Genomic DNA, 12,928 nt, shown 5'->3' with positions numbered 1-12,928 from the left:
ATTTATACCTGAAAATGAAAGTTCATTTATGTTGAATATCGCCTACAAACTGTGGCGGAGTTCAAAATTTTTTAACTTTCAGTCCTCAGAACGCAGTGGCAAAACAAATTTTTTACAAAAAATATAGCCTTATGAAAGCATCGGCTTGCTTTGATAAGGCTGCTCCTGTCTGGCAGGCCAACGCGGTACATCGCCCTGCTGACCGGGAGGAGACTCGCATATCATTGTGACGAGATGATGTTCTCCAGCCATAAATCAGGCTAAGAAACAAGCTCATCATCATAGCATAGCCCGGTTCTTTTATCACCTTGTGATAATGAGCAAGCTTTTTCCCCCATTTCAGTCAGCGTCGAAATTATCTACGTATTTCACAGATTTTTCTTGTTGTGTATCAATAGTTGGCTTATTTCTGGTCGGAAAACAAGGAAAGGTTACCACTTTGTTTCTGTGTGTGAATACAGTGTTTCTACAAGCTGGTTCTGCCTTGGTACGAATGACTGAAAAGTCGTGACTGTTTATTCATGTTTAAGTGCTGTTTTGCATACAAGGACGCCGGATCCTGAGACTGTCTCAGGTTTGCCACTCTGCCATGCACTGCTTATTGACTATTTTCATATCAATCTGATGCGCTGTTGTGATGAATGCTGCCGGGGAGTTGGCGGATCCTTCATCGGCATCAGTGAGCGCCATCTATGAAGAAGTCTAACCATGAGGAAGAGAAATGAAACCTGACGTTATCCTGAGGGGGATAAAACATGCGCTGGGCGTTTCATTGCTTTGTTTGACGGCAGTGGGATCCGCCTGGGCTGTAGAGCCCCCGAATACCGTGCAGTTTACCCTGGAAGGGTGCCGCAATGACGGCAACCCGACTTTGATTGCAGGGAGTAATACCTTGCCGAATACGGAGAATAATTTTACTTGCCAGGATCCATCCACTTTGGGAGGGAATGATACCCCTTATACCACCGGGAACCTGGGCAAAGGTTGGCATGAGCTGGATCTGGTACCGCACCGTTTAATTGCTAAAAATGGCAATAGTGACGATACCGTGACTTATGATGTCATCATTGCTGCGGATCATGCCCTGGCCAGCGGGATTGAGGGGTACGATCGGATCTTTGATGTGCAGCTGATTAAGGCGCCGGATACGCTCAATGTCTTTTCGGATGGCAATTGTAGCCTCGTCGTCGGAGCACAGCTGATCGATGCATCTGGTACGGTGACGGGCGGGATCCAAGAAGTCATTTATCGCCAGTTGACGATCACCCAGGGGGCAAACACCACCTGTGTGATTGACTGGGCCAACCGGCTTGCTATCGGGGCCAGCCAATTCAGCGGCTCTTCACTCCAGGCCTATATGTTTGAAGCCCCGGACTTTCAAAAAGGCAAACGCACCGTGCCGATCCCGGTCAAAGATATTGAAGCCGCGGCAGCGCGGAAAGACATGTCGGCCACCGAAGGTGGCGGTCTGGTGTGGAACGTCACCAAGCAGGCACTGCCGGCTCAGGTTGACTTAGGTAACACCTGTGATGTCAATGAGGCCAATGAAAAAGATGTGACCATCCGGGTGGGCTGGGAAGTGCGTCCGACCGAAGCCGGCACCGTGGCGGTGGTCACCAATATCTATGCTACCAACCCGGCATCGCGGGATATTCTGGTGGATGTGACGGATACGCTGACAGGCAACGGAACCCCAGCTGTGAATGATGTCGCTACCGCTGAAGATGTCCCGGTGCCGGCAGGCAGCGAAACATTGGTGCTGACCCATCTGTTTGATGCGCCGGCAGATGCCAGTGACTTGAGCGATACCGCGGTTCTGACTTTTATCGACCCGGCGACCAATGAGCCTTTTGCCGAAACGATTGAAGTCACGTTCGACCTGCCGAATAGTGACATCCAGCCTGGGTCGCAAACTGAAACGACCGCAACCATTTCGGATACTGAGCAGATCGTTGGTGACGGCCTCAGCTATGCGGTGGCCAGTATTGCCGGCGGTAGTGCCAGCGGAACCTTTAGTAACAGCTACAGCCAGGGCACTTTCCTGACTGAGTCTGATCCGGATCTGGTATGGACTTCTGAGGAACAACCATCCGGCACCTGTGCCGTTGATACCGGTTGCCCGGTCGGTTTTGTCGAGTTTACCAAAACCATTGCAGCGGCGGCAGTAACCACCACCAACGGGACGCTGTCGGATTGGGCGCTGCTGACGGCTTCTAACGGCGCCACGGCATCAAGCGGTGACGCCAATAACCCGGTCTCAATTCTGGTGACCGCTGCCGCGCTGGTGGATCTCGACGTGGAACTGACGATTCCGGCGGCGCAAGACCTGACGTGTAATGTGGAGGTGAAAGACAGCGGCAATAACGTGGTTCAGAACCTGGTGTTTGAGTTTGATGCTGTTGGTGCAACGACCCTGACCGAAACTGCTGAGGATATCGAGCCGGACAGCTATACCGCGACGGTCACCAGCTGTGGCAACTTGGTCGGCACCACGGTCAAGACGATTGATATGACCCTGCCAGCGCAGCCGAGTCTTGCCGACTGTGCTGATACCCTGACCTTCACCCTGGAAGCTCCTCAGCCTGATGATCCCGTGCTTGTCGCGGTAAATAAGGTGACGTTGCCGGCCGGATATGAAAGCGGTTGGGAAATGACCCTGCAAGGTCCGGGATTGCCTTCGGAAGGCGTTACGTTGAGCACGGACGGCGATCCGGCAACGTTTGAAGTCTTCCAGATCGATAACAGTGACTTTGAGCTGCAGGACGGTGACTACACCATTACCGAAACGCCACGCCCCGGCTGGGCGCAGACGGCCAGCAGTGGTTGTTCGTTTACGGTGGATGTAGTGGCAGATGCCGGGCAGACCAAACAGTGCGTGATCACCAACCAGAAACTCGGGACGATTGTGGTGAAAAAGCTGACCGAGCCGAAGTACGGCAGCGGTTTCAGCTTTAGTCATAACATTGGAGAGAACGGCACCAACTTATCGCTCGATCATGGCCAGACCCAGACCTTTACCGACGTCTTGCCGGGAACATATCAGGTGGCTGAAGATGATCCGAGCCCGGCCTTCCAGCTGGCGGATTTAACCTGTACCGAATCGGACGTTGAAAACTCGACCCCGAATCAGGCGACGCGAATGGTCGGCATCGAGCTGGATCCGGGGGAGACGGTGACCTGCACCTTTACCAACCGTGAGAGCGGGATGGTGAAAGTCATTAAAAAGACGAATGGGTATCAAACCAATGACATCTGGCACTTTACCCTGACCGGTCCCGGCCTCAACACCGCGGCGCAAACGCCCCAGGCTTACCTCGACTTTGACGGGGCAAAATTGATCCCGGGTGATATCTACACCCTGTGTGAAACGGAGATCCCTGTTGGCTGGCACCCGGTCTGGTTGATGGATTTCAATAAAGACGGCTATCCGGAAACCATTCTGGAAGAGTTGGAGGGTACAACGGAGGCGCCGGTTCACCCATATTATGGCATCAGTTCGGTCTACCTGCTGAATGGTGAAAGCGAGGGGAGTTACGGGAGTTACGGCGGCTATGGAAGCAGTCCCGAGCCGGAGACTTACTGTGTCAACTTTACGGTGAAACCGGGTCAGATTCTGAAGATGGTGATCGATAATATGCAGTACCTCGATCCGTATGATTCGTATGAGCCTGATGAGCCGTATCAACCCGAGGATCCGGAGCCAACAGCGTGTTATGACCAGCCGTTCAATGGCCGTTATGTGACGCATGAAATGATTGGCGGCAGAGGCTATCGGGTGGGGTATTATCCGATCGATCATTGCGACAAGCTCTCGGTCTTGCTGGATCATGACTCGAGCAAGGGCAGCGCTGATGATTTGGCGACCAAGCTGATGCATGCCACGCTCAGCCGCGATCTCGGCTACCGCACTTGTGATCAATCGGACCGGGTGATGAAGCGGGCGCAAAGAATGTTGGAGCAGGGCGGCTATTCGCACCTAGGATATCATCCGGGCAGTTGGGATAGCTATACCGCTGGCAAGCTCGCGACTAAGCTCAATCGCTATAGCCAGCACCGGTTATGTGATTAAGGGGTCCACCGTGTGTCAGGGGTCCAGCCAAGGCTGGGCCCTTTTTCTTTTCGCCGGATGTCGCCGAAGTGCTGAGAAACAGGGACGCCGCGCATCATAGCGGACTGCTGCTCGTGAGCCAGTCCGTTTCACAATACACCAGATGGGCGTTCGGCTCAGCAGCCAGGGTAACGGGCTGGCCCTGTCCTGCCCGTTGGTAGTGCACCCGGCGGCGCTGATCGTCCGGCTGCCATTGCTCGGGCCGCTGGCGGCGAAACTGATCCAGAACCTGAACAGCTGTCGCGGCCTGACCGGTTTCAAAGTAAGCCCGGGCCAGATACACCGCCTGGAGACGGGTAATGACGGGATACTGAGCCATCGCGATCACCGCGTCGTAGTCTTGCTGTGCCAGCGCAACCCGCATCCTGGAATAGCGGATATAGGCCAGGGTTGTCGCCATGTTTTGTTGGCTGGCCAGACGTTCGGCGTGCTGAAGTGTGGCGTTCGCCGCCTCGTACGCTGCCTGCTGGGTCAGGATCCAGCCGAGGAACAGATGGATGTTGGCCTGCATCTGGGGGGGCGGATTCTGCGCCAGCAGGGTGTGGAAAGCGTCGGAGGCCCGCTTCAGTTGCACCGGAACCGGGCCATGCCCGCCGCGCTCCCGCTGATCCAGGCCTTGGTCCATGGCGGCAAAGGCGCGGTAAAACTGGCTGTCCTGCAGGAGCGTTCGGGCGCCCAGGCCGGTAGCAATCTGGCTGGCCTCTTTGAAATAGCGATCGGCCTCTTTGCCCTGATGCAGCTGCATCAGGTAAAAGCCCTGATACAGCAGCGCCTGGGCCAGCTCATAGGGTTGTTGGAGCTGGCGGTAGCGCGCGATGGCATCTGACAGCGCGGCCTCCCGCTGATCCAGCGGGAACGTATAGTTCTGCGCAATGGCCAGTTGGGTCGCCGCCAGTTTCGGTTGGTCATGGAGCTGACGATAAAAGTTGAGGGCTTTGCGCAGGCGCGGCTGATTGGCGCGCAGATCCACGGTGGGGCTCTTTTCCAACCCTTCATTGGCCGGATTGCCCAGATAGAACTGTTTGTCCGCATCCTGACGCAAAGCGTGGCTGTCGCCTAGCAAAGCGATGCTCCGGACGGTGTCCTGCTGGTGCCGCTCCCAGTCCATTCGGTTCCAGGCCTGCTGGGCACTCAGTTGGTAGGCCCGGGCTTTCAGCATCGGGTTGTCCGCCAACTCTGCCGCGGCGATGGCTTCTTCGGTGAGGCTCGCCGCATTCGCTTCCCCGCTTCGGTAGCTGAGCTCGCTGAGCCAGTAGGCGTGCGCTGCGCGCAGGGCGTGATCGTGTTGCAGCCGGGTGTCCGACAAGGCGGAGAGCTGCGCGCGGGCCCGGTCCCAATCACCAAGCAGCAGGTCGACCTGGGCGAGCTGAATCCGGGCCCAGTCATCCTCGGGTTGCAGGACCAACGCGGCTTCAAAATATTTTCGTGCTTTGTATGCCCCGGCCGTCTGCAGCAGGTGGCGCCCCTGTGCCAGGGTTTGGACCTGCATGGTGGATTCATCGACCGGCGGCGAGGCGGGCGCGCGCTGTGGGTTGAGCATCAGTTGCAACTGACGGCTGATCGCCTGGGTCGCCGTCGCCAGGGACGGATAGGCAATACTGCCCTGCTGAATGGTGCCGTCGGCATAGATCAGCTGAAAATCCAGCACCTGCTGGCCATTGTGCAGCCGGACACTGCCGGATAAGGCGACCCGGTGGTGTTTTTGCTGCAACAAGGTCCGGATTTGGCCCGGTAACGCCGGCCAGCTCAGCTCATTATCGAGCAGCCACAGATTGGCCATTGCCGGCGGCGTGATTGGCTGACGGCCCTGTTGCCCCAGGCTCACGCCGAGCATGTCGGCCAGCCCTAAGGCCATCCAGTCAAGCTGGGGATCGCCGGTTTCATTGCTGAGCGGCAATACCAGCAAGGCGGATGCCTGTTCGGCGGATTCGGGTTGAGCGGCCGGATACAGGCGCCAGGCCGCCACGGCAATCACCAGACATATCAGGACACTGGCAGCCACGGTCCAGGAGGCGCGTGTGCGGCGACGGACCTTGTCGAGTGCCGTCGTGTTTGGTGGGGCTGAGTCTGCTGGCGGCGATCCTGCTGGGGTTGATGCGAATGGGGCAGCAGAGGAAGTCGTTTCGGCTTCGGTCGGCACCGGTGGCTCGGACACCGGGCAGATCCACTGATACCCCCGTTGCGGGTGCGTTTTGATGAACCGGGGGGACTGGGCACTGTCGCCCAGAGCTTTGCGCAGCTCCCGGATGCTTTGGGTCAGGGAGTTTTCCCGGTACTCACCATGTTGCCACAGCGCATCCAGTAAGGCGTCTTTGCCGATCACTTCCCCGGCATGGGCGAGCAGGTAGGCCAGCAGTTGGCTGACCTTATGACGCAGGTAAACCGTTTCCGGCTCCCCCGACGGGGGGCATTGGCTCAGTGCGCCTGAAGTGGGGTCAAAAACAAATGAAGCGAAGTGATAACGGGTCATCCGGCGTCCGTGCGTCAAGAAGAATGAGTTCATATTCTACGGTGCGATGCTCGTAATTCAATATTTTTTGCGAATTTTGATTTTAACTAAATGTATGTTTTTAAAGTGATTATTTCATTTCATCTCGATTTCACCTCGATTTTATCCCGATTTCATATTTGCCCGCCCGGTGTTGCGTATAACTGGCTCCAGAATTTCTGCATAGGACGGATGTTGGCGATGGAAATGGTTATTCAACAAGCGCTGATGACTCAGCAATACGGGATGTGGGTGGTGGGGACGGTCTTTCTGGCCGGGCTCCTCACCAGCCTGACGCCTTGTGTGTATCCCATGTTACCGATCACGGTCTCGGTGGTCGGCAGTCAGGCGAAAAGTCAGGCCCAGGCGGCGGTTTTGTCGTCGGCTTATGTGCTCGGCTTGTCTCTGGTTTACGCCTTGTTGGGGATGTTGGCGGCCAGTACCGGCCAGCTGTTCGGTGCGGTTGCCAGCCACCCGCTGACCTTAATGGGGGTCGCCCTGCTTTGCCTGTTGATGGCGGGGTGGATGCTGGGCTGGATCCGGCTGCCGCAGCTTGATTTGGGGATCCCGAGCGGATCCGCCATCCGCCATCCCCTGCTGGGCACCTTTGTTGCCGGGGCCTGCTCCGGGCTGGTGATGGCTCCCTGCACCTCGCCGGTGCTGGGGATGTTGTTGATGTATGTGGCTTCGGCCGGTGATCCGTACTGGGCGGCGCTGCTGATGTTCGTATTTGCCATCGGGATGAGTGCCTTGCTGGTACTGGCCGGTTGCCTCAGTGGCGCCCTGACGATCATGCCGCGCTCCGGCCCCTGGATGAACGGGGTGAAGTGGCTGATGGCGTCCCTGATGGCAGGTTCCGGGCTCTATTTTTTCTATTTGGCTCTATAAACAAGGAGATACGATGAAAATGATGATGTTTGCACGCAAGCCGCTGGGCCGCTGGGTGCTCTCTGCCTGCTTGCTCGGCAGTAGCTGGCAGGGGATGGCCGAGCCTCTGGCCGCCGGGCAACAGGCGCCGACATTCCAGGCCACCACCCTGGACGGGCGGACGTTTGATCTGCAGGACTATCGCGGCAACAAGCCGGTGTACCTGAAATTTTGGGCCACCTGGTGTAGTTACTGCAAAGCGGAGATGCCGCACCTGGATGCTATTGCTCAGCAATATGGCGATGCGATTGAAATCCTGACGGTCAATATCGGACTCAATGATTCAAAGGCCAACATTCAACAGTTCTATCAGCAGCACGGATACCAGTTGCCGACGGTGTTTGATCAACAAGGCGAGCTGACCCGCAAGTATCAGGTGGTGGGCACCCCCTACCATGTGTTGATCGACAAGCAGGGCAAGATTGCCTACCAGACCTTCCTGGCCACCGATCAGCTGGATGCGCTGGTAACGTCGTGGGGCCAAACGGCTGCCGAAACCGCCCATTAACCATAAGGAGTGTTGTTGATGAATACAAAACTGAATGTGCTGGCGGGAATTGCCCTGCTGACGATCGCGCCTGCGCCGCTGGCCATGGCTTCGCCGCCGGAGGTTAACGCTCAGGAAGTGGCACCGTCCGTGGCACTGTCTTCGGATGTGGCACAACTGCTGGCTGAAAAGCCGACCATTCATGGCCGATTCCTGACGCTGCCTGAGCATAAAACCGCGCACCTGGTGTTTATGGATATCTGGAACAGTTATGCCGGGCAGGGCGCCGAGCAGTTTGTCGCGGCCCTGCCGGAAGATTTCCTGGCACAGAGCCAGCAGATCTGGATCCAGCCGGAGATCAATGTCACAACCGCACAGTTGAAAGAATTTCAGGGCTATTATCCGATGGTTGCCCCGCTGGTGCTGGATCGGTCTCAGCAGTTGCTACGGCAGTTTCAGTTCTGGCAAACCCCATCTCATGTGCTGGTTGAAGAAGGAAAAGTGGTGTTTCAGGGCGACAATACGGCGCTGCTGCGTTACCTGAATCAGGACGTGCCTGAGCCGTCTGCGTCGCTCCAAGCCCAAGAACAGGCTCAGGTTCAGGTTCAGGACCAAGAACAGGCGCAGGAAGCAGCTCTTTTGGCCAACAAGACGGTTTATCATGTGCCGAAGCCCGGTGAATCCGCGCCGCCTTTTACGGTCGAGACCCTGTCGGGTGAGCGGCTTTCCCTGGCAGGGTTACTGAACCCGGCCGCGGGTGGTCAGCCGGTGAGCCTGCTGTTTATGGATGCGTTGTGTCCGATGCCGCAATTCCCGGATTGTGAGGCGAAGCTGGCGCAGTGGCGCGCGCTGGTTCAGGACTCACCACAGCGACAGTGGGTCGGGGTGATCAGCGGCTTTTATATTGATGAGTCGATTGCCCGGGCATTTGCCGAGAAGCATACGCTTGATGTGCCGGTGGTCTTTGATGTCGACAACCAGCTCTTTCAGCAATACGGGGTGCATGCCTCGCCGTATCAAATCGATATTGGCGCAGATGGCACCTTGGTCTCGCGAAGCGAGCAGATCCGATAGTCGAAGCTATCTTTGACACGACAAGCTAAGCCGGGGCGATCTTGGATTGCTCCGGCGGCTCTGATTTTGCAGCGTCTCACCTTGGCGGTCCTTGTCAGATTGCTTATGATTGCAACCTGATTGATATCAAGGAAAAGATAAGAACGAGATGCCTGCGATCCCGCTCCCTTTTGTCATCGCGCTGCTCCTGATCCTCCTGGCCGCGCAGTTGCCCCGTGAACGGGGAAAGTCGGCCCGGCTGGCCGTCGCTTTTTTGAGTTTCTGTGCCTTACTGGTCGCCTGCGTCGGGCTGCGCTGGCATTATCAGTGGCCCGCGATGGCGATGGTTCAACCCATGCTGGCGGTGTTGCTGCCCTCGCTGCTGTGGCTCTGTTTTACCCGAACCATTGGCTATGCCGCATCTGGTCGGTTGCTCAGCTGGCTGCCGGTGGGGCTGGTGCCGGTGCTGATGTTCGGTCCGGTCGGCTGGCGACAGGGGCTGGATGTGCTGATCAGCCTCAGCTATCTCGGCCATGCCGCGCTGCTGTTTCGGCTCTCCCGCCGCTCAAGCGATGATTTTTCTCAGGTGATGTTCAGTCAGTGCCATGGGGTGCCGCGGTTGTGTCTCGGGGCCGGGCTATTTTTGTTGTTTTCGGTGGTGACCGATGTTGCGATCGCTCTGGATGCCTGGCTGGGGCAGGGGCAGTCGCTCATCAGGATCCTGACGATATCGCAATGTCTGGTTGTCACCGGGCTGAGTTATGCCGTGATTACCGTCAGCCGGATCGCCGGCGGGGCTGAGCTGCCCGCGACGCAGGTCCCGGCCTTGACTCCCGACTTAACCCCGGCCCGAGCCTCAACCCCAACTACAGTCCCTGACACGCAGGCGACTGTGTCTGCTTCGATGCCTGTTACTGCACCTGTTTCTGCACCGGGTTCGGGATCCGCCGATTCATCAGATGATGTGGTTCATCAAGCAGAAGAGCAAGACGCCCGGGCCATGGAGGCCCTGACGACCCTGTTGCACGAGCAGGCTCTCTACCTGGATCCGAATCTAACCCTGACCGTGCTGGCCCGAAAAACCGGGATCCCGGCCCGGCAGCTCTCTGCTGCGGTGAACCGGCAAACCGGACTCAATGTCTCGCAGCTGATCAACCAGTACCGGATTGAAAAAGCCCGGCAATTGCTGAAAGAGACGGATTTCAGCATTACCGAGATTTACGGCATGGCCGGGTTCAACACCAAATCAAACTTTAATCGCGAATTTTCCCGACTGACGGCGATGACGCCGAGCGCCTATCGTCGCTCGGCGGACTGAATTGCCTTACAGGTGCCGGGTAAGGAAATCCGTCACATGGCGCGCAATCGCCTGATGTTCCCGTGCGCGGGTGGTGCCCGGAACGGAATCACACACTTTGCCCTCGTCGGGGGCTTCTTCCTCGACAATTGCCTTGCCGCCGGGTTTGCAGCGGCCCATAAAGGTGGAATGGGTCGCGTTGGCCAGCACCTGATAATCGGTGAGGCGCGGATCTAAATACTTGGCCAGATAGCCGGACTCCAGCGCCTGCGGCAGGTTGTGGTTATTGACCCCGGCGGCCAGGATCATCGTCGGCACCATGATGGCGGCCAGGCTCTGCGGCGTGAAACTGTTGGCAAGCCCCAGATCCAGACTGATGATGGCGGCAATCCGCGGGTCGTGCAGCCCGAGATTCCGGCTTCGTCCTTGTGCGTCGCTATCCTGCGCCAGCCCTAATTCGGTGATTAAGCCGCACCCATTACTCAGTCCGGGCTCCCGGCACTGGCGGGCCAGATGCGCACTGCTGACTTGACCGCCGGCGAGACTGACAACCGTCCAGCCGCCCTGAGAATGGCCGATGGCGCCGATGCGGTGGGGATCGATGTGGCTGCCGTACGTCGGGCTGGCGAGCAGCCCGTCAAGGGTGCGTGAGAGATCCCTCGGGCGCTGCCACCACTGGGCAGCCTGCGCCGGGTCGGTGTCGAAGGTTGTGGTGCCCGGATGATCGGGGGCGGCCACCAGATAGCCTTGCCGGGCCAAGGTGGCTGCCAGCCAGTTCAGGTTACGCCAGTGGCCCCGGTAACCGTGCGACATCAGGATCAGCGGCAGCGGTTCGGGGGCAGAGAGCCGGGCTTCTTTCAGCACCGGGACGCCGTAGAACACCGGGTTGTCGCCGAGTTTGACCGGCTGGCCGGTATCGTGCCGGGCCGGATACCAGAGGCTGACGGTCAGCGGCCGCTGCGCTTGGTCATCTTGCAGGTGGATTTGACGGAAGCCGATGTCGCTTTCCGTGGCTTCGCGTGTTTTTTGGGGGTGGGCGTGATCCGCTGCGGGCGCTTCAGTTGACGCAGCTTTAGTTGACGCCGCAGCCGGGCTGCTGAGAAGCAGGAGTGCGATCAGGGCGATCCAGAGTTGTTGCATGGTTGACCTCAGAGTTGATGAATGTGAGGCCATTATCCGAAGTGATTGATTTTAAGAGACCTGAAACAGGATTCAGGACGTCCTGAATCCTGTTGTAGTCCGCTTGGCCGCCGGAACCTGGGTCCGGTGGGTGGGTTTTCAATGAAGGCTATGCTGGGTTATGCCGTGATTGGCCCCGGTTTGCGGACCTGGGTCATCAGGTTATCGTTCCAGTCCCCCTCGACCTGGAAGTGCGCTGCGGCACCGAGCAAAATGGCCTCGATCAGGTTGTGGTTCACATAGGCATACAGACCGGGCTGGTGGAACGTATACAGCGCTGCCGCCGCGGCACCGCCAGGGATATGCCAGGTTTCGAGGTTGGTGGACGGGCGGTCGGTGAAGGAGCCGGCAGTCCAGACTAAATCCCCGTGGCCTCCAATCAGGTGAGGCCGGGTATCACGGTTGGCCTGGGAGTGAATGATCAGCACCGACTCGCCGACTTTGGCCTTCAGCGCATTTTTGCCGGTCAGGGCGCCGACTGCACCGTTGAATACCACATGGCTCGGGGTCAGGGTTTTCATCACTTCCAGCATATCGGCCATCCCATGCATCATGGTGTCGTATTGCTTATAGGTGCCGTTGCTGTGTTTCGGCAGGTAGAAGTCCTGCTCACCGACGTAATAGGCGTGATCGTAGCGAACGGGATTACCGTTCTCATCTTTCAGGCCGTCGCGCGGTAGCACCATGATGGCACCGTTCATCCCGGAGACCACATGGAACGGGATCATCGGGCCGCCCGGAGCGCAGTGATAGACGAAGGTACCGGCCTTAGTGGCGCGGAAGCGAAACACCACTTCTTCGCCGGGCATAATTTCGGTCAGCGCACCGCCGCCCATTGCACCGGTACTGGCGTGGAAATCGATGTTGTGTTGCAGCTGGTTGGTGGCCGGGTTGACCAGCGTCAGTTCAATATAGTCATCCTGGTGGCAGACAATGAGGGGACCCGGCACGCTGCCGTTGAAGGTACAGGCCCAGATTTTGGCGCCCTGATCGACTTCGATCAGCTTCTCTTCCACTTCCATCCGTACTTCGATCACTTTGGGCTTGCCGGTGGCCACCTGATCATGTTCCGGAACAAACGGCGGCTGGACCAGTTTTTGCTTCACACGCTGTAAAGACGCGATGTCGACATTCGGAATAGGCTTGAAGGCTGCCGAGGATGACGCCTGGGCCGACACGCTGCCAAATGCGGCAATGGTAGCAGCCCCGACGGCCGCGGCGGTCGCGCCTTTAAAGAAATCACGGCGGGTGGCACTTTCGAGTTGTTCCGGGCGAGTAGCGATTTGTTCAGACATAGTCACGGACTCCATTGTAAGGATCATCAAAATGCCGGCATGGGTTATAGGGTGGTACAGAATGTGGCAGCTTTGCTATTCGGTGGAATATCAG

At 57.7% G+C, this 12,928-nt stretch carries 8 protein-coding genes; 5 read left to right on the top strand and 3 right to left on the bottom strand.

Translation table 11 applies throughout. The features are described 5' to 3' along the window. Positions 1-721: 721 nt before the first annotated feature. Positions 722-4,069, top strand: a complete 3,348-nt coding sequence (locus NH461_RS14530) for a hypothetical protein (protein WP_261601031.1) — start codon at positions 722-724, stop codon at positions 4,067-4,069. 94 nt (positions 4,070-4,163) lie between these two features. On the opposite strand, the gene NH461_RS14525 is transcribed toward NH461_RS14530, so the two are convergent. Beyond that, positions 4,164-6,578 (bottom strand): winged helix-turn-helix domain-containing protein, encoded by a 2,415-nt coding sequence (locus tag NH461_RS14525; RefSeq protein ID WP_261601030.1) that lies wholly within the window; start codon positions 6,576-6,578, stop codon positions 4,164-4,166. Positions 6,579-6,797: 219 nt separating this feature from the next. On the opposite strand from NH461_RS14525, the gene NH461_RS14520 reads away from it, so the two are divergent. The 4 genes from NH461_RS14520 to NH461_RS14505 all read left to right on the top strand — a co-directional run bounded on the left by NH461_RS14520 (position 6,798) and on the right by NH461_RS14505 (position 10,381). Next, positions 6,798-7,484, top strand: a complete 687-nt coding sequence (locus NH461_RS14520) for a cytochrome c biogenesis protein CcdA (RefSeq protein WP_261601029.1) — start codon at positions 6,798-6,800, stop codon at positions 7,482-7,484. A gap of 13 nt (positions 7,485-7,497) precedes the next feature. Further along, positions 7,498-8,031, top strand: a complete 534-nt coding sequence (locus tag NH461_RS14515) for a TlpA family protein disulfide reductase (protein WP_261601028.1) — start codon at positions 7,498-7,500, stop codon at positions 8,029-8,031. Between the two features lie 18 nt (positions 8,032-8,049). Further along, positions 8,050-9,084 (top strand): peroxiredoxin family protein, encoded by a 1,035-nt coding sequence (locus NH461_RS14510; RefSeq protein WP_261601027.1) that lies wholly within the window; start codon positions 8,050-8,052, stop codon positions 9,082-9,084. Between the two features lie 148 nt (positions 9,085-9,232). Continuing rightward, positions 9,233-10,381, top strand: a complete 1,149-nt coding sequence (locus NH461_RS14505) for a helix-turn-helix domain-containing protein (RefSeq protein WP_261601026.1) — start codon at positions 9,233-9,235, stop codon at positions 10,379-10,381. A 6-nt stretch (positions 10,382-10,387) separates the two neighbouring features. Here NH461_RS14505 and NH461_RS14500 read toward each other — a convergent pair whose 3' ends face one another. After that, on the bottom strand, positions 10,388-11,500 hold the full coding sequence (locus NH461_RS14500) for an alpha/beta hydrolase family protein (RefSeq protein ID WP_261601025.1): 1,113 nt from the start codon (positions 11,498-11,500) through the stop codon (positions 10,388-10,390). A 158-nt stretch (positions 11,501-11,658) separates the two neighbouring features. Beyond that, positions 11,659-12,834: a copper-containing nitrite reductase gene (gene nirK, locus NH461_RS14495; RefSeq protein ID WP_261601024.1), complete on the bottom strand. Its 1,176-nt coding sequence runs from the start codon at positions 12,832-12,834 to the stop codon at positions 11,659-11,661. Positions 12,835-12,928 lie beyond the last annotated feature (94 nt).

Source organism: Photobacterium sp. TY1-4, from assembly GCF_025398175.1.
Classification (GTDB): Bacteria; Pseudomonadota; Gammaproteobacteria; order Enterobacterales; family Vibrionaceae; genus Photobacterium.
Note: the sequence above shows the minus strand (reverse complement) of the source record. Positions and strands in the feature narration are given on the sequence as shown.